At 60.9% G+C, this 17262-nt stretch carries 19 protein-coding genes; 14 read left to right on the forward strand and 5 right to left on the reverse strand.

What is annotated here, in order from left to right; all coding sequences use genetic code 11:
• The first annotated feature begins 8 nt into the window (after positions 1 to 8).
• Positions 9 to 413: a flagellar protein FlhE gene (locus L1P05_RS05995; protein WP_012848080.1), complete on the forward strand. Its 405-nt coding sequence runs from the start codon at positions 9 to 11 to the stop codon at positions 411 to 413.
• A gap of 92 nt (positions 414 to 505) precedes the next feature.
• On the opposite strand, the gene L1P05_RS06000 is transcribed toward L1P05_RS05995, so the two are convergent.
• The 3 genes from L1P05_RS06000 to flgA all read right to left on the reverse strand — a co-directional run bounded on the left by L1P05_RS06000 (position 506) and on the right by flgA (position 2071).
• Positions 506 to 928, reverse strand: a complete 423-nt coding sequence (locus L1P05_RS06000; RefSeq protein ID WP_012848081.1) for a flagella synthesis protein FlgN — start codon at positions 926 to 928, stop codon at positions 506 to 508.
• Between the two features lie 5 nt (positions 929 to 933).
• Positions 934 to 1230 carry a flagellar biosynthesis anti-sigma factor FlgM gene (flgM, locus tag L1P05_RS06005; RefSeq protein WP_012848082.1) on the reverse strand — a complete coding sequence of 99 codons (297 nt, stop codon included), beginning with the start codon at positions 1228 to 1230 and terminating at the stop codon, positions 934 to 936.
• Between the two features lie 166 nt (positions 1231 to 1396).
• A complete protein-coding gene (gene flgA, locus L1P05_RS06010) occupies positions 1397 to 2071 on the reverse strand; it encodes a flagellar basal body P-ring formation chaperone FlgA (protein WP_015683295.1) in 675 nt (224 codons plus the stop codon).
• 287 nt (positions 2072 to 2358) lie between these two features.
• Here flgA and flgB point away from each other — a divergent pair, with 287 nt between their 5' ends.
• The 13 genes from flgB (at position 2359) to L1P05_RS06075 (ending at position 14560) form a co-directional block, all read left to right on the forward strand.
• Positions 2359 to 2772 carry a flagellar basal body rod protein FlgB gene (gene flgB, locus L1P05_RS06015; protein WP_012848084.1) on the forward strand — a complete coding sequence of 138 codons (414 nt, stop codon included), beginning with the start codon at positions 2359 to 2361 and terminating at the stop codon, positions 2770 to 2772.
• 3 nt (positions 2773 to 2775) lie between these two features.
• Positions 2776 to 3180 carry a flagellar basal body rod protein FlgC gene (gene flgC, locus L1P05_RS06020; protein WP_012848085.1) on the forward strand — a complete coding sequence of 135 codons (405 nt, stop codon included), beginning with the start codon at positions 2776 to 2778 and terminating at the stop codon, positions 3178 to 3180.
• A gap of 14 nt (positions 3181 to 3194) precedes the next feature.
• Positions 3195 to 3893: a flagellar hook assembly protein FlgD gene (flgD, locus tag L1P05_RS06025; protein ID WP_012848086.1), complete on the forward strand. Its 699-nt coding sequence runs from the start codon at positions 3195 to 3197 to the stop codon at positions 3891 to 3893.
• A 51-nt stretch (positions 3894 to 3944) separates the two neighbouring features.
• Positions 3945 to 5177: a flagellar hook protein FlgE gene (flgE, locus tag L1P05_RS06030; RefSeq protein ID WP_012848087.1), complete on the forward strand. Its 1233-nt coding sequence runs from the start codon at positions 3945 to 3947 to the stop codon at positions 5175 to 5177.
• A gap of 50 nt (positions 5178 to 5227) precedes the next feature.
• Positions 5228 to 5983 (forward strand): flagellar basal body rod protein FlgF, encoded by a 756-nt coding sequence (locus L1P05_RS06035; protein ID WP_012848088.1) that lies wholly within the window; start codon positions 5228 to 5230, stop codon positions 5981 to 5983.
• A 16-nt stretch (positions 5984 to 5999) separates the two neighbouring features.
• Positions 6000 to 6782, forward strand: a complete 783-nt coding sequence (gene flgG / locus L1P05_RS06040) for a flagellar basal-body rod protein FlgG (RefSeq protein WP_012848089.1) — start codon at positions 6000 to 6002, stop codon at positions 6780 to 6782.
• Between the two features lie 100 nt (positions 6783 to 6882).
• Positions 6883 to 7569: a flagellar basal body L-ring protein FlgH gene (gene flgH, locus L1P05_RS06045; RefSeq protein ID WP_012848090.1), complete on the forward strand. Its 687-nt coding sequence runs from the start codon at positions 6883 to 6885 to the stop codon at positions 7567 to 7569.
• A gap of 70 nt (positions 7570 to 7639) precedes the next feature.
• A complete protein-coding gene (locus L1P05_RS06050; protein WP_034168043.1) occupies positions 7640 to 8722 on the forward strand; it encodes a flagellar basal body P-ring protein FlgI in 1083 nt (360 codons plus the stop codon).
• A complete protein-coding gene (gene flgJ / locus L1P05_RS06055; protein ID WP_012848092.1) occupies positions 8722 to 9684 on the forward strand; it encodes a flagellar assembly peptidoglycan hydrolase FlgJ in 963 nt (320 codons plus the stop codon). Before L1P05_RS06050 ends, flgJ begins: the two co-directional genes overlap by 1 nt.
• A 127-nt stretch (positions 9685 to 9811) precedes the next feature.
• On the forward strand, positions 9812 to 11452 hold the full coding sequence (flgK, locus tag L1P05_RS06060; protein WP_012848093.1) for a flagellar hook-associated protein FlgK: 1641 nt from the start codon (positions 9812 to 9814) through the stop codon (positions 11450 to 11452).
• Between the two features lie 14 nt (positions 11453 to 11466).
• Positions 11467 to 12402: a flagellar hook-associated protein FlgL gene (gene flgL / locus L1P05_RS06065; RefSeq protein WP_012848094.1), complete on the forward strand. Its 936-nt coding sequence runs from the start codon at positions 11467 to 11469 to the stop codon at positions 12400 to 12402.
• A gap of 672 nt (positions 12403 to 13074) precedes the next feature.
• On the forward strand, positions 13075 to 13662 hold the full coding sequence (gene rclC, locus L1P05_RS06070; protein ID WP_012848095.1) for a reactive chlorine resistance membrane protein RclC: 588 nt from the start codon (positions 13075 to 13077) through the stop codon (positions 13660 to 13662).
• A gap of 49 nt (positions 13663 to 13711) precedes the next feature.
• Positions 13712 to 14560 (forward strand): cysteine hydrolase family protein, encoded by an 849-nt coding sequence (locus L1P05_RS06075; RefSeq protein ID WP_012848096.1) that lies wholly within the window; start codon positions 13712 to 13714, stop codon positions 14558 to 14560.
• A gap of 90 nt (positions 14561 to 14650) precedes the next feature.
• Here L1P05_RS06075 and L1P05_RS06080 read toward each other — a convergent pair whose 3' ends face one another.
• Positions 14651 to 15844: an amino acid aminotransferase gene (locus L1P05_RS06080; RefSeq protein ID WP_012848097.1), complete on the reverse strand. Its 1194-nt coding sequence runs from the start codon at positions 15842 to 15844 to the stop codon at positions 14651 to 14653.
• A 247-nt stretch (positions 15845 to 16091) separates the two neighbouring features.
• Complete coding sequence (gene ompC, locus L1P05_RS06085; protein WP_012848098.1) at positions 16092 to 17198, reverse strand: porin OmpC; 1107 nt, start codon at positions 17196 to 17198, stop codon at positions 16092 to 16094.
• Positions 17199 to 17262: the final 64 nt, after the last annotated feature.

A 17262-nucleotide genomic window follows, 5' to 3' on the forward strand; every position in this document is an offset into this window, starting at 1 on the left:
CGTAATAAATGAAGCGACTACTCTGTCTGGCTATTTTGCTGGCGCCATGGGCGGTACAGGCCGGCGGCGGCAGTTGGTCTGCGGACGGTAATGGTCGGATCCTGAGTCAGAAGGGGATGGCCAGTAACCAGCCCCCGCTGGCGCCGCCGGCGGGGAGCGTACCGCCGGCGGCCGCGATTGATGACGTGGTGTGGCAGATAACCCTATTGAGCCCGGCGCCGAACGGGCTGACGCTACAGCTGTGCAGCGCGCGACGCTGCATGGCGCTGGATGGTCTGTCCGGTCGTTCTGCCGGATTAAACGGGGAAAGCGCCGCCGTGCCGCTGCGACTGGTGATGTGGGTGGCGGGAAAGGGGACGATTTACCCGCCGATCAACGTCGTCAGTCAGCAGGTTATCGTTAATTATCATTAATTTTATTATCGAACGAGCGCCGATAGGGGCGCCCGATACTCTGTCTGTGCCCTGTTCAGGGCACAGCCTGGCGTTGGCCAAAAGGGCCAGCGTTAAACACGCAGTTTACGGGCGTTGAACAGGCCGCTCTGGGTCTGTCCGTCGGGACCATACAGGGTTTGGCCGTGGCGGCTTTTCAGCGTACCCAGCGCCTGTTGATTATGGGATAAATGGCGGTTAAGCAGGTCACCGTTGTGCTGATTCATGTCATGCAGTTGGCGGGTCAGCGTCAGGATCGTTTGCCATAGAGCGGCCTGCTGCGGCTCGGCGTAGGGCGGCTGGGCTGCATCGTCGCGGCGGCGTTGATCGAGGTGGCGCAGATCGGCCAGCAGATTCTCTTTTTCCAGCGTCACCGTCTGTAGGCGCACCGCGTCTACCTGTCCGGCACACAGCAGCTGCTGCTCCTGGGCCAGGGTGGCGTTGAGGGCCTGCAGGTTTTCAACCATCTGCTGCAGGTGAACGAGTGTGTCTGCCATGGAGATTACTTATCCTTTAAATAGGCGAACGTATCCTGCAGTAAGGCATCGGCGATTTTGCCGGTATCCATCTTCAGTTCACCGCTGCGGATAGCCTGTTTCAGCGCCTCAACACGGGTGGTGTTGATGTCGCGGCTGTTGGGCTGCATCAGGCGTGCCTGTGCGTCGCTCAGCTTGACCTGGGTACCGACAACGCTCTCTTGGCTGGTCGCTATCTTGCGGGTCTGCTGCGCCGCATCCTGCGGCTCCCGGGCCTGAAGGTGGCTGATGGCACTCAGTGCGGAGGTACGATCTATGCTCATCGTTATGGTCTCTCTGGTTGACCTGTCCACCTGGCGTTGCGGGTGGTTATACGGTCTGTCTCTTCTTTAGCTATACCATCGGCAAATTAATCAATAACTTTAGAAAAATGTACCGATAATTTCGCCAATCGCTGAATCTGGCCGGCTCCCGCGCGCGTGCGGCGGGCTAGAGAACCAGCGTCAGGGTGCCAGGGCCGCTGGCCTTGCCGCTGATCACCTGACCGGAGGCGGTACGCGCTCGCACCACATCGGCCAGCGCGGCGTTGTTCATCGCGCGTCCCTCGCTGCTGACATTGAAGCCATCGCCCTGGGCCAGGATCTGCACCTGCTGTCCGGCGCGGATCACCCAGGTGCGCCGCAGCATGGTGGCGGCGATCGGCTGCCCGGCGCCGATGCTGCGTAGCATGGTGGCGCCGGACAGCCGCGCAATATCCAGAATTGTACCGGGAGGTAGGCTGTCGAGTCGACCCCGGGTCAGACGCAGCTGCGCCGGCGTCAGGTTTTGCCCGCGCGACAGCGCGTGGATGGCGACGGGATAGCTGCCCGTTACCTGTACCTCGGTTTGCAGGTAGCGTTTCTCCTGCGGACACTGTACCAGCACGCTAAGGCGACCCCAGCGGCGGGGCGATGAAAGCTGGCTGACCCGCGGCTGCAGGCAGTTGGGCCACTGATCGGGCGCCGATAGAATATTGACCTTCACCTGGTAGTCGCTGCCGGGAAACTGCTGCTGAAAATAGCCCTGCACCGCCTCTTGGAGCGGCGTCGCCGCCAGGCAGGCTGGCGGCGCCAGCCACAGCGCGGCGGTAAGGGGGGCCATCAGGCCAAACGTGGATCGCAGCATGGTGTTCTCCCGGTCAATAAACGGGCGTCGACAGGCGATGGCCTGCGTCCGCCGAATGCGGCTGTACTCTGGCACTGGGCAGCGCATCGGCGCCGCGGATAGTGTCGAGACGCGCCCTAGTTTACCCGCGCAGCGCAAAAGTAAAGGCGATAAATAGCGCGCCATTTACGCCTTATTCCCTCCATCGGCTTTACCGCACCGGTCCTATCCTATGCACTCCAAATTGTCATTGACACAGGGTGGGGGGAGCTTTTCCGCCATCCCAGCTAACCGATAGCGGAGACGGTATGCTCGATAAACTGGATGCCGCGTTTCGTTTCCAACAGGAGGCCCTGAACCTGCGTGCGCAGCGTCAGGAAATCCTTGCGGCGAACATCGCCAACGCGGATACCCCCGGCTACCAGGCCCGGGACATTGACTTTGCCTCGCAGCTGTCGCGGGTCCTTGAACAGGGGCGCCCTGACGGCAGCGGCATTGCGCTTTCACTCACCTCATCGCGCCATATTCCGGCGCAGACGCTGCAGCCGCCGTCGCTGGATCTGCTGTTCCGCGTACCGGATCAGCCGTCGCTGGATGGCAACACCGTCGATATGGATCGCGAACGTACGCAGTTTGCCGACAACAGCCTGCGTTATCAGACCGACCTCACCGTACTCAGCGGCCAGATCAAAAGCATGATGTCCGTGCTGCAACAGGGGTAATCCATGTCTCTTTTATCCATTTTTGATATTTCCGGTTCGGCGCTGACCGCGCAGTCCAAGCGTATGAACGTGGCGGCCAGTAACCTGGCCAACGCCGATAGCGTCACCGGTCCCGACGGCGAACCCTACCGCGCCAAGCAGGTGGTGTTTCAGGTTAAGCCGGGCGCCGGCGAAGAGATCGGCGGCGTACAGGTTTCTCAGGTGGTCGACGATCCGGCGCCGGATCGTCTGGTGTACCAGCCGGGCAACCCGCTGGCGGATGCCAAAGGCTATGTGCGCATGCCCAACGTGGATGTGGTGGGTGAGATGGTGAACTCGATCGCCGCATCACGTAGCTATCAGGCCAACGTTGAGGTGCTGAACACCACCAAGTCACTGATGATGAAAACCTTAACCCTTGGACAATAATCGCGGGAGGCGTGATGGCCATTTCGGTATCGCTTAACGATCCGGTAGATACCAGCTCACCGGTCAATGCCAGCAGTAAAAGCGGGCTGGTGGCGGATAACGGTCAGGACCTACAGAACAGCTTCCTGACTCTGCTGGTGGCGCAGCTGCGCAATCAGGATCCGACCAACCCGCTGCAGAACAACGAGCTGACCACTCAGCTGGCGCAGATCAGCACCGTCAGCGGTATTGAAAAACTGAATACCACCCTGGGCAGCATCTCCGGGCAGATCAACAGCAATCAGTCGATTCAGGCCTCTAGCCTGATCGGTCACGGCGTGATGATCCCGGGGAAAACCATCTTGACCGGCAAAGGGGAGGGCGATGAGAAAGTCAGCACCACCCCCTTTGGCTTTGAGCTGGAGAGCGGCGCCCAGAGCGTAGTGGTGACCATCAGCGACAATACCGGGAAAGTGGTCAAGCAGATTGATATGGGTAGCCATAACGCCGGGGTGTTTAGCTACACCTGGGACGGTAAGGGCGATGACGGCGTAGAGGTGCCCGACGGCGCGTATAACTTTAGCGTCAGCGCCACGAACCAGGGCCAGCAGGCGGTGGTACAGCCGCTGCATTTCGCCATGGTAAATGGGGTAACCCAAAGCAACAAAGGTGCGTTGCTGGAGCTGGGACTGGCCGGAACAGCCACACTGGCCGACGTACGCCAGATCTTATAATGGCGGCCGGGGTGCCGGCCTTTATCCGAACTCTAGATACAGGATTTTAAAATGGGATTTTCTCAGGCAATCAGCGGCATGAACGCCGCTTCCAGCCAGCTGGACGTCATCGGCAACAACATTGCCAACTCGCAGACCGTGGGCTTTAAATCAGGCTCCGTCACCTTTGCCGACATGTTTGCCGGCTCTAAGGTGGGTCTGGGGGTCACGGTCGCCAGCGTTAACCAAGACTTTAAAGACGGGACCACCACCACCACCAACCGTGGTCTGGACGTGGCCATCAGCGGTCAGGGCTTCTTCCGCATGCAGGATCCCAACGGCAGCGTCTATTACACCCGTAACGGTCAGTTCTCCAAGGATGCCAAAGGCTTCCTGACCAACGCCCAGGGCATGTACCTGACCGGCTATCCGGCCGCGGGGACGCCGCCGACCATTCAGCAGGGCGCCGATCCGGTACCGATCCAGATCCCGACCGGGCTGATGCCGGCCAAGGCCAGTACCCAGGGCACCATGGTGCTGAACCTGAACTCGGCGAACAAGGCCGTCGATAAGACCGTCGCCTTCGACCCTAGCAAGGTTGACAGCTATACCTACGCCACCTCGATGACCACCTACGATTCGCTGGGCAACGTCCACAATATGAATCTGTACTTTGTCAAAGGGGAATCAACGACGACGGCGCCGATCACCACCACCTGGAAGGTCTACTCCATCGACAGCGCCGATCCGGCTGGGAAGCCGCAGGACGCCGGGGATCTGACCTTTGACAGCAACGGTGAGCTGGCGAAGGGAACCGCGCCGCTGACCCTGAATATGGCCGCCAGCAACGGCGCCCCGGCGCAGACCTTCAAGCTGGACTTTACCGGTACTCGCCAGCAGAACACCGGCAAGGACGGCGTGACCTCTAAAACGCAGGATGGCTACAAGGCCGGCGAGCTGACCGGTTACCAGATCAACGACGATGGCACCATCACCGGCAGCTATACCAACCAGCAGAAACAGCTGCTGGGGCAGATTGTGATGGCCAACTTCGCCGCGCCGGAAGGGCTGGTCTCTGAAGGTAACAACGTGTGGAGCGAGAGCGCCAAGTCTGGCCAGCCGATCGTCGGCACCTCCGGCACCAGCGGCCTCGGCTCGCTGACCAGCGGGGCGGTAGAGGCCTCCAACGTCGACCTGAGCAAGCAGCTGGTCGATATGATCGTCGCCCAGCGTAACTACCAGTCCAACGCCCAGACCATCAAGACGCAGGATCAGATCCTGCAGACCCTGGTCAACCTGCGTTAATTTTGGATGACAGCCGCCCGCTTAGCGGGCGGCATAGCGAGGCGAGTTAAATGGATCATGCGATTTATACCGCGATGGGGGCTGCCAGTCAGACCCTGAACCAGCAGGCCATCGCGGCCAACAATATGGCCAACTCCACCACGCCGGGGTTTCGTGCCCAGCTGGCGGCGCTGCGCGCCGTGCCGGTCGACGGTGAGTCGGTGGAGACCCGTACGCTGGTAACCGCATCGACGCCGATGCACGACCTGAGCATGGGCAAGCTGGACTACACCGAGCGCCCGCTGGACGTGGCGCTGCAGCAGGATGGCTGGCTGGCGGTGCAGATGCCCGACGGTGCCGAGGCCTATACCCGTAACGGCAACCTGCAGATTAACCCGCAGGGGATGCTGACCTCGCAGGGGCACCTGGTGATGGGCGACAACGGCCCGATCGCCATTCCCGATCGCGCGCAGCTGACCATCGCCGCCGACGGTACCATCACCGCGCTGGGGGCGGGCGATCAGCCCAATGCCACCACCCAGATCGGCCGTCTGAAGCTGGTCAAGGCCAGCGCCCAAGAGGTGGTACACGGCGATGACGGGATGTTTCACCTGACGCCGGAGGCCGAGCAGAAGCGCGGTGCCCAGCTGCCGCTGGACCCGACGGTGAAGGTGATGCCGGGGGTGCTGGAGGGCAGCAACGTACAGCCGGTCGAGGCGATGGTGAACATGATCACCAACGCCCGCCGCTTTGAGATGCAGATGAAGGTCATCCGCAGCGTGGATGACAACGAACAGAAAGCTAATCAGCTGTTATCGCTGAGCTAACAGCGCAGGAGTAATCATGATCCGATCACTATACATCGCCAAAACCGGGCTGGAAGCCCAGCAGACCAACATGGACGTGATCGCCAACAACCTGGCCAACGTCAGCACCAATGGGTTTAAGCGTCAGCGTGCGGTGTTTGAGGACCTGCTGTACCAAACCCTGCGTCAGCCGGGCGCCCAGTCGTCAGAGCAGACCACCCTGCCGTCCGGCCTGCAGCTGGGGACCGGCGTTCGCCCGGTCGCCACCGAGCGCCTGCACAGCCAGGGCAACCTGTCGCAGACCAACAACAGCAAGGACGTGGCGATCAAAGGGCAGGGTTTCTTTCAGGTGACCCTGCCGGACGGCAGCCAGGCCTACACCCGCGACGGCTCGTTCCAGGTAGATCAGAACGGCCAGCTGGTGACCGCCAGCGGTTTTCAGGTCACGCCGGCCATCACTATTCCGGCCAACGCGACCAGCATGACCATCGGCCGTGACGGTATCGTCAGCGTCACCCTGCAGGGACAGGCGGCGGCGCAGCAGGTCGGCCAGCTGACCCTGAGCACCTTTATCAACGACGCCGGTCTGGAGAGCGTGGGGGAGAACCTGTACCAGGAGACCGAAAGCTCCGGTGCGCCGACGGAGAGCACCCCGGGCCTGAACGGCGCCGGTCTGCTGTACCAGGGGTATGTGGAGACCTCCAACGTGAACGTGGCCGAAGAGCTGGTCAACATGATCCAGACTCAGCGCGCCTATGAAATCAACAGCAAGGCGATCAGTACCTCTGATCAGATGCTGCAGCGTCTGACGCAGCTGTAATCAGGTGACAGGCCCGGACGCAGGTATGCGCCGGGCCTGTCGCACCGGTACCCGAGGGGTACCGTACATCGACGGTAATGGCAGAAAAGGCAGAAAAACGATGCAAAAACATTCGGGAGTGGCGCTGTTATGCGCGCTGGCGCTGTCGGGATGTGCCTACATTCCCCACGATCGGGTGGTGACCGGGCCGACGACTGCCACGCCGGCGCCGGCGACTCCGCCGCGTCCCAACGGCTCTATTTTCCAGGGCGTCCAGCCGATGAACTATGGCTATCAGCCGCTGTTTGAGGATCGCCGCCCGCGTAATATCGGCGATATCCTGACCATCGTGCTGCAGGAAAACGTCAGCGCCAGCAAGAGTTCGTCGGCCAACGCCAGCCGTAACGGGACGTCGAAGTTCGACTTCGCCACCGTGCCCCGCTACCTGGAAGGGCTGTTCGGCAACGCGCGGGCCAACATGGAGGCCAACGGTGATAACCAGTTCAACGGTAAAGGGGGCGCCAACGCCAACAACACCTTTAGCGGCACCATTACCGTCACCGTGGACGATGTGCTGTCCAACGGGAACCTGAAGGTGGTCGGTGAGAAACAGATCGCCATCAACCAGGGCACCGAATATATCCGCTTCTCCGGCGTCGTCAATCCGCGCACCATCAGCGGCAATAATTCCGTGCCCTCCACGCAGGTGGCGGACGCACGCATCGAATATGTGGGCAGCGGCTATATCAATGAAGCGCAGAATATGGGCTGGATGCAGCGCTTCTTCCTCAATCTCTCCCCCTATTGATAGGTATTTGGCTATGGGTAATTTTGGACTAGACACCCGCTGGCGTCGCGCCGGCGCCTGGCTGACCGGCATGCTGCTGGCGCTGGGGCTGCTGAGCCAGGGGGCGCAGGCCGAGCGTATCCGCGATCTCACCTCCATCCAGGGCGTACGTAACAACGCCCTGATCGGCTATGGCCTGGTGGTGGGACTGGACGGCACCGGCGATCAGACCATGCAGACGCCGTTTACCACGCAGAGTCTGAACAACATGCTGTCCCAGCTGGGGATCACCGTTCCCCCCGGAACCAACATGCAGCTGAAAAACGTGGCGGCGGTGATGGTGACGGCCAACCTGCCGCCGTTCTCCCGTCCGGGCCAGACCATCGACGTGGTGGTCTCCTCGATGGGTAACGCCAAGAGCCTGCGCGGCGGCACCCTGCTGATGACGCCGCTGAAGGGCGTGGATAATCAGGTCTATGCGCTGGCGCAGGGCAACGTGCTGGTCGGCGGCGCCGGCGCGTCGGCGGGCGGCAGCAGCGTACAGGTAAACCAGCTGTCCGGCGGCCGTATCAGCGGCGGTGCCACCATTGAGCGCGCAGTGCCGACCACCTTCGGCAACAGCAACGTGATTAATCTGGAGCTGAATAACGAAGACTTCACCCTGGCGCAGCACATCAGCGATGCCATCAACCGCGCCAACGGCCTGGGTGCCGCGACGCCGCTGGACGCCCGTACCGTGCAGGTGCTGGTGCCGCAGGGGGGCAGCAATCAGGTACGTGCGCTGGCCAATATTCAGAATATCGAGGTGAACGTCGGTACCTTCGACGCCAAGGTGATCATCAACTCGCGCACCGGGTCGGTGGTGATGAACCGCAACGTCGAACTGGATTCGTGCGCGGTGGCGCAGGGCAACCTGTCGGTGGTCGTCGATCGCCAGCTGAACGTCAGCCAGCCGAACACGCCGTTTGGCGGCGGGCAGACGGTGGTGACGCCGAATACCCAGATCTCGGTCAATCAGAGCGGCGGAGCCCTGCATCAGGTGCGGGCCGGTGCCAACCTGAACAGCGTAGTACGCGCGCTGAACGCGCTGGGCGCGACGCCGAACGATCTGATGTCGATCCTGCAGGCGATGCAAAGCGCAGGCTGCCTGCGCGCCAAGCTGGAGATCATCTAATGGCCGACGATAGCCTGGCGTTTAGCAGCGCGGCCTATGATGCGCAGGCGCTCAACTCGCTGAAGTACAGCGCGGCCGGCGGCTCTGATAAGGCGCTGCGGGAAACCGCGCGCCAGATGGAGGGGATGTTCGTCCAGATGATGCTGAAAAGCATGCGTCAGGCGACGCCGCAGGAGGGGATCCTCGACAGCGAACAGAGCCGCCTGTACACCTCGCTCTACGATCAGCAGGTAGCGCAGGAGATGTCGGCCGGCAAGGGAATGGGGATCGCGGATATGCTGTATAAGCAGATGCGCGGCGCCCATCAGGCCCAGGCGCATATCCCCGATAGCGTCGGGGTGGCGCCGATGGCGCTGGATGGCGAAACCATTAACAGCATGCCGATTCATGCCCTGGAGCAGGTGATGCGTCGCGCGATGCCGCGCATCCCCCACGGTGGGGCGGCGCTGCCGCTGCCGAACAGCAACGGTGAGTTTGTCTCCCAGCTGAGCCTGCCGGCCCAGCTGGCCAGCCGCCAGAGCGGGATCCCCCATCAGCTGATTATGGCGCAGGCCGCGCTGGAGTCGGGCTGGGGGCAGCGGGAGATCCCGGGGGCCCACGGCGGGCGCAGCTATAACCTGTTCGGTATTAAGGCCGGGAAAAACTGGGACGGTCCGACGACCGAGGTCACCACCACCGAGTATGAGAACGGCGTGGCGGTGAAAACCCGCGCCCGCTTCCGGGTCTACGGCTCCTACTTTGAGGCGATCAATGACTATATCGGCATGCTGACCAACAACCCGCGCTACGCGGCGGTGGTCAATGCCGATACCCCGGAGCAGGCGGCGCATGCCTTGCAGCGCGCCGGCTACGCCACGGATCCGAACTACGCCAGCAAGCTGGTGCAGCTGATCGGCCAGATCAAGCAGGCTGGCCACCGGGTGGTGCAGGCCTATACCCACGATTTGGCGAATCTGTTTTAGTCCCCCGCAGCGCAGCGACGGGCGGCGAAAAATATTTAAGTTTTGAGCCGCCCGGCCGATAAACAGAGTAACAGTAAGAGCCCGTAGATCTCCCGGCAGCGGGCTTTTTTAGTGCAAAGGAAACCGCATGGCTAACTTAATCAACAACGCAATGAGCGGTCTGAGCGCCGCGCAGACGGCGCTTGCTGTCACCAGCAATAACATCAATAACGTGTATACCGCAGGTTATAACCGCCAAACCGTCAGCTTTGCCGAAAACAACGGCACCAGCACGCCGGCCGGTTTTATCGGTAACGGGGTGGTGGTCAGCGGGATCAACCGCGAATACAACCAGTTCATCGTTAATCAGCTGCGCCAGGGACAGAGCGATTTAGCGACGACGTCGACCTATCACAAGCAGATTTCCCAGATTGACAACCTGCTGGCCGACAGCACCAACAGCCTGGCCGCCAATATGCAGAACTTCTTTAAGAACCTGCAAAACCTGGTGAGCTACCCGAGCGACTCCGCCGCGCGTCAGACGGTGATTTCCAATGCCAATGGCCTGACGGCCCAGTTTAAAACCACCGATGCGTATCTGCGTAATTTGGAAAGCAGCACCAACGTGACGGTGAGCAATAACGCCGAACAGATTAACGACTATGCCAAGCAGATCGCCAATCTGAACAACCGCATCTCCGAGCTGACCGGCGCTAGCGGCGGCACCGCGCCCAACGATCTGCTGGATCTGCGCGACAAAATGGCCAGCGAGCTGAATCAGATCGTCAATGTCGATATCAGCATGCAGGACGGGGCGATGAATGTTTCGTTTGCCGGCGGCCTGTCGCTGGTGCAGGGGGGCGATGCCTACAGCGTGAAGGCGGTGCCCTCCAGCAGCGATCCGTCGCGGACCACGCTGGCCTACGATCGCGGCAACGGCCTGAGCGAAGTGCCCGAAGCGCGCATCAGCGGCGGCAGCATGGCCGGTATCTTCCGCTTCCGCAATGAGGCGCTGGATAATACCCGTAATCAGCTGGGGCAGATTGCGCTGAGCATGGCTAACGCGTTTAACCAGGTTCAGTCGGAAGGGGTTGACCTCAACGGCGACAAGGGCGGCGATCTGTTTGGATTTGGTCAGCCGGAGAGCCTGGCTAATACTAATAACACCTCGAAGACGTCGCTGTCGGCCAGCTATGACGATATCTCCAAGGTGCAGGCCACCGACTATCGCATCGATTTTAAAGACGGTAAGTGGAACGTCACCCGTCTGGCGGATGGAACCCATCAGACGATAACGCCGGAGGCCGACGGTGGTGATACGGTGCTGAAGTTTGACGGGCTGAAGGTGAAGATTAACGATACGCCGGCGGAGAACGATAGCTTTAAGCTGCGCACCACCTCCACCGCCATCAGCGGTTTTGACGTCAAGATCAGCGATCCGGCGAAGATTGCCGCCGGGAGCGCCAAAGGCGAGGTGGGCGACAACACCAACGCACAGAAGATGCTGGATCTGCAGAATCAGAAGATCGTCGGCGGCAAGGCTACCCTGAGCGGCGCCTACGCCGGGCTGGTGGGCACCATCGGTAACCAGACCAACGGCGCCAAGGTGGACAGCACGGCCCAGGGCAACGTGGTGAAGCAGCTGACCAAAGAGCAGCAGTCCGTTTCCGGGGTAAACCTGGACGAAGAGTACGGCGACCTGGTGCGTTTTCAACAGTATTACATGGCGAATGCGCAGGTGATCCAGACTGCCACGTCGATGTTTAATGCTCTGCTTGACATTCGATAAGGGGATACACCGCCATGCGCTTAAGCACTAGCATGATATATCAGCAGAATATGAACGGCGTTCTCGATGCCCAGTCGGAGTGGCAGCGCATCGGGGCGCAGCTGGACAGCGGTAAGAAAGTGATCAATCCCTCGGACGATCCGCTGGGCTCCTCCCAGCTGGTGGGGCTGAACCAGGCCAAGTCCATGAACGAACAGTACGGCATGGCCCGTGGCTATGCGCGTCAGAGCACCTCCATGGAGGAGAGCGTGCTGCAGCAGGTAACTAACGTGTTGCAGAACGCCACGCCGGTGTTGGTCGACGGGATGTCCTCCGGGACCAAGAGCGACGACGATCGCGCGGCGATCGCCACCCAGTTGGAGAGTATGCGCGATCAGCTGCTTAACCTGGCCAACAGCACCGACGGCAACGGACGCTATATCTTTGCCGGCTATAAGAGCGATGCGGCGCCGTTCACCAAGGGGGCGGCCAGCGAGGTCACCTATGGTGGGGGCAACAAGGCGCTGACCCAGCAGGTGGATGCGGCGCGTACCATGACCGTGAGCCATACGGGCAACCAGGTGTTCCAACCCGGCACGGGCGAGCAGGATATCTTTGCCTCGCTGCAGCAGGCGATCGATGCGCTGAAGATGCCGCTGGAGGGTAAAGATGACGCCGCGAAGAAAGCGGTTGCAGACAAGCTCGACTCGGCCAACCGTGGGCTGCGTAATTCGCTGAATAACGTCTCCCGGGTACGCGCCGAACTGGGGACCCAACTGAACGAGCTGGACTCGCTGGACGCCATCGGCGATGAAAATGCGATCACCTATAAGACGCGTATCAGCAGCGTACAGGATGTGGACTGGAATCAGGCCATCACCGACTACACGTTCCGCCAGGTTTCGCTGCAGGCCTCCTATAAGGTCTTCTCGGATATGCAGGGGATGTCGCTGTTTCAGATGATGCGTTAAACGCCTTCTGCGTCGGATCAGAATAGGGACGCGGCCTTCGGGCCGCGTTTTTTTTGCTCTGCCTTCTGCGCCAGGCCTGGGGGAATTGCCCGCCATGCGTCAGTGTGCAAGCCCCCTGACCATGCTGTTAACGCGCCTTACGCCAAGGGGCGAGCAAGCCATCGCCATGCGGCTAGGGCGTCCCCCGAAGAGGGGGCGGGCTTTATGGGGGATCGGCAGGTCAGGCGTAGCCTGACGTTTGGCGGTTTGGCGCAGAGGTCCGGAGAGCGAGGAATGGGGCGGAGGGCTCTACGCTGAGACGATGGATACGCCGCGCCGCGGAGGAGCACATCCCGCCCGAGGGAAGCGATGCGCTGAGGGCGCCGTTATCGCCCGCGTATTCCGCTAGCCCGTTGACGGACAGGCGCGAACCCATCAGCGGCGAACGTCCGGTGGCGCGGCGCCGGATGCGCCGGCAAGAACATGCGCTCGGCGCAGGTAGCCTCTTCGGCCGGGGCGGCGGAGAGGGATGGCCTGCCTGTCGTTCTGGGCGAAGGTGAAAGCGCAGGAGGGATCACAGGGAATCTGCACTGAGACGGGAGCACAATAGGCTGAGACGTTGCCACATGTTGTTACATCGGCGCCTTGGGTATAACGGGTGAGGTTTATTTATCCCCTAAAGGAGCTCCTCTCATGTCGACACTTTACCAGCGCCTCGCGCAGCAGCAGGCGCTCGCCGCCACGCTCTGTCGCTTGGCCATCGCCTTGGTCTTTCTCTGGATCGGCCTGCTGAAGTTTATCCCCTATGAGGCCGACAGCATCGTGCCCTTTGTCGCCAATAGTCCGTTCATGTCCTTCTTCTATAACGATCCGGCTAACTATGCCTCGTTTATAAATCACGAAGGGGAATTGATCGAGGCGCACCGAGCCTGGCATCAGGCCAACAATACCTACGGCTACTCCACGGGCCTCGGCGTGATCGAGGTGGTGTTCAGCCTGTTGATCCTGGCGCACTACGTTTCGCCGCGCATCGGCTTCTGGGGGGCGACGCTCGCCTTCCTGACCCCTTTCGTCACCCTGACATTCTTGATCTTTACCCCGGAGACCTGGGTGCATGGCGCTGACGCCCATACCGGATTTCCCTACCTCTCCGGAGCCGGGCGACTGGTATTGAAGGATGTGATTATGCTGGCGGCGGCCTTTGTGGCCATGGTGCACTCGGCCAACTGCATCGTCGCCTCATCCCGCACCTGCCAGGCGCGGCTGCGTGCGCCGGCCTGAGTGACGGGGCACGTTAGCAGCGCGTGACTTATCACAGCGAGGAAATCATATGAAGCAGAAAGCAGAGCCGCAGTTGGAACAGCCGATGGTTCGGCGTGAAGCGATCGGTAAAGGGGTCAGGCTGGCCGTCGCCGGCGTCGGGTTGGCCGCCATGGGATCGACGCTGGCGCACGCCGCCAGCGGTGATAAGGCTAATGACGATCCCTACGCGGAGCCGAAGGCGTATGGCTTGCCGCGCCTCGGCGTCAATTTACAGAAGCCACGGGTGGCGCTGGTGGTGGTCGATCCGCAGATCGACTTCCTCAGCCCGAAGGGGGCCGGCTGGTCGGTGCTCGGGGAGAGCGTGACGGAGAATAACACCGTCGCGCACCTGGAGGCGCTGTTTCGCCAGGCTAAGCGCCAGGGGATGCTGGTGGCGGTCTCCCCCCACTACTATTATCCCTACGATCATCAATGGCTATTCGGCGGGCCGGGTGAGCACTTTATGCATAATACCCCTATGTTCGACCGGAAGGGGCCGTTGACGCTGGAGGGGTTCAACGATTCGGGTGCGGATTTCATGCCGCAGTTTAAGCCCTATATCCTGGACGGTGAAACCATCATCGCCTCACCGCATAAGATCTTCGGCCCGGAGAGTAACGATCTGGCGCTTCAGCTGCGCAAGCGGGGGATCTCGCAGATCCTGCTGGCTGGCATGGCGGCCAACCTGTGCATCGAATCGCATCTGCGTGAGCTGGTGGAGCAGGGCTTCGAGGTGGTGGTGGTGAAAGATGCCACCGCCGGGCCACGCGCGCCGGAGGGGGACGGTTATCAGGCGGCGCTGATCAACTACCGCTTCATTGCCAACGATCTGTGGACGACGGCGGAAACCCTCAAGCGCATGGCCGCCCTGAGCTAATGACGCACGGCGCGTACAGGCAACCCTCAGGGATATAAAAAACGGCGGGCCCCCGGAGAAGGGTGGCCCGCCGTATGCGCTATCCCACGGTTATTTCAGTACGGCGGCGATGGCTTCGCACAGCGGCGCCATATTGTCCGGCGTCATCCCCGCCACGTTGATGCGCCCAGAGCTGACGGCGTAGACGCCGAACTCGTCGCGCAGACGGCCTACCTGCTCTTTGGTCAGCCCGCTGAAGGAGAACATGCCGTTTTGGTGGATGATAAAGCTGAAGTCACGATCGGCGCCTTTCTCCTGCAGGGTATTCACGAACAGCTGGCGCATCCGTTGGATGCGCTGGCGCATATCGGTCAGCTCCTGCTCCCAGATGGCGCGCAGCGCATCGTTGCCCAGAATGGTGGCGACGATCGCGCCGCCGTGGGCCGGCGGGTTGGAGTAGTTGGCACGGATCACCGCCTTGATCTGGCTGAAGGCGTTGGCGGCGCTGCCGCTATCGGCGGCGATCAGGGTACAGGCGCCGACGCGCTCGTTGTACAGGCCAAAGTTCTTGGAGTAGGAGCTGCAGACGATCAGCTCGTCGTGGCGGGCCGCAAAGAGGCGCAGCCCCTGCGCGTCCTCTTCCAGCCCGTGGGCAAAGCCCTGATAGGCGAAGTCGAACAGCGGCAGCCAGCCATTGCTGCGGGACATCTCCGCTAGGGCCTCCCACTGCGCCGCGGTTGGGTCAATCCCCGTCGGGTTATGGCAACAGCCGTGGAACAGCACCACGTCGCCGGGCTGTGCCTGGGAGAGGCTCTCCTGCAGGGCGGCAAAGTCCAGGCAGTGGTTATCGGCGTCATAGTAGGCGTATTCGCACACCTCCAGTCCGGCGGCGCTGAAGACGCTGCGGTGGTTCGGCCAGCTGGGGTTGCTCACCCAGATACGTTTGGCACAGGTTTTACTGGCCAGGAAGTCGGCGGCGACGCGCAGCGCCCCGGTGCCGCCGGGCGTCTGCGCCGCGAGCGCTCGCCCGGCGCCGATAATCGGGCTGTCGCTGCCCAGCAGCAGCTCCAGGGTTCGCTGGCCGAAGGCGGCGATCCCGTCGATGCTCAGGTAGTTCTTGCTGGTCTCATGCTCCAGCAGGTACTGCTCGGCCTTTTTAACGCTGGTCAGCACCGGCGTATTACCGCTTTCGTCTTTATAGACGCCGATGCCCAGGTTGATTTTATGCGGGCGCGCATCGGCGCGAAACAGGTCGGCCAGCCCCAGGATTGGATCGGCGGGTGCAGCAGGGATGTTTTCAAACATGCGAGAGCTTCCATGTGTCCAGTTAAGCCAGTGGAGAGACAGATTACCGCTATGGAAAACCCTTGCCAACCGTTTGGCTGAAAAAGACGATAAAGTGGTGCGCAGGGCGGGGAATACGGAATTAATGCTGTAAAAACAAACGCAAGCAGCATGGCGTTGAGCGTCGGCGTCGCGCAAAAAAACAAAAAAAAGCAGGGCCTAAGCCCTGCCTGATCGGATATCCATGGCGACCGGTGGCCGCGCGGGATTAGAACTGGTAAACCAGACCTACGCCAACCACGTTATCAGTGGTGATGCCGTTGGTTTTGTAGAAGTCGTCGTTACCGTCCAGCAGGTTGATTTTGTAATCAACGTAGGTGGACATGTTTTTGTTGAAGTAGTAGGTCGCGCCCAGGTCAACGTATTTAACCAGATCTTTGTCCTGGTTAGCGTCTGCACCCAGCTGCTTGCCTTTAGACTGCAGGTAGGCGATAGACGGACGCAGACCGAAGTCGAACTGGTACTGAGCCACGGCTTCGAAGTTCTGGGTCTTGTTGGCGATACCGTCGTCACCGTACGGGGTCATGTTCAGGGTTTCGGCGTACATGGCGGCAACGTAGACGTTGTTGGCGTCGTACTTCAGACCGGTGGTCCATACCTGAGCCTTGTCACCGCTGGCAATCAGGCCACCGGCATTTTTCTGAGACAGGGTACGGTTAGAGGTAGAGTAAGCCGCCGCAGCGCTCACGCCCCAGCCCAGATCGTAGGAGGCAGACATACCGAAGCCGTCGCCGTTCTGCTCGGACAGGGCGTCACGACCGTTGTTGCTTTCGCCTTTGGCGCCGTTTTTACCCTGGTACTGCAGAGCCATGTTCAGGCCGTCAACCAGACCGAAGAAGCCGTTGTTGCGGTAGGTTGCAACGCCGTTGGTACGGCCGGTCATGAAGTTGTCGGTGTAGGTGTAGGAGTCACCGCCGAAGACCGGCAGCACGTCGGTCCAGGCTTCTACGTCGTATACGACGCCGTAGTTACGGCCGTAGTCCAGAGAGCCGTAGTCGGCGAATTTCAGACCGGCAAAGCCCAGACGGGTTTTGAAGTTACCGGAATCGCTTTCCGGTTTTTTGGCTTTCGCTTCAGCTTCCCACTGGCCGTAACCGGTCAGTTCGCTGTTGATCTGGGTTTCGCCTTTGAAGCCAAAGCGGGCATAGGTGTGATCGCCGTCGTCAGACTTGTCGCTGGTGAACTTATGACGGGCGTCAACTTTACCATACAGGCTCAGCTTGTTGCCGTCTTTGTTGTACAGCTCGGCCGCGTTGGCCGCGCCGGCAACCAGCAGAGCCGGGATTACCACTGCAAGAATATTGCGTTTCATCATTGTTACCCTCATTGGTTTTATTTTTTTGACACCTGCCACTGCCTAATTTGATCCCATCGGGAAC

Origin of the sequence: Edwardsiella piscicida, assembly GCF_021733145.1 — a bacterium.
Taxonomy (GTDB): Bacteria; Pseudomonadota; Gammaproteobacteria; order Enterobacterales; family Enterobacteriaceae; genus Edwardsiella; species Edwardsiella piscicida.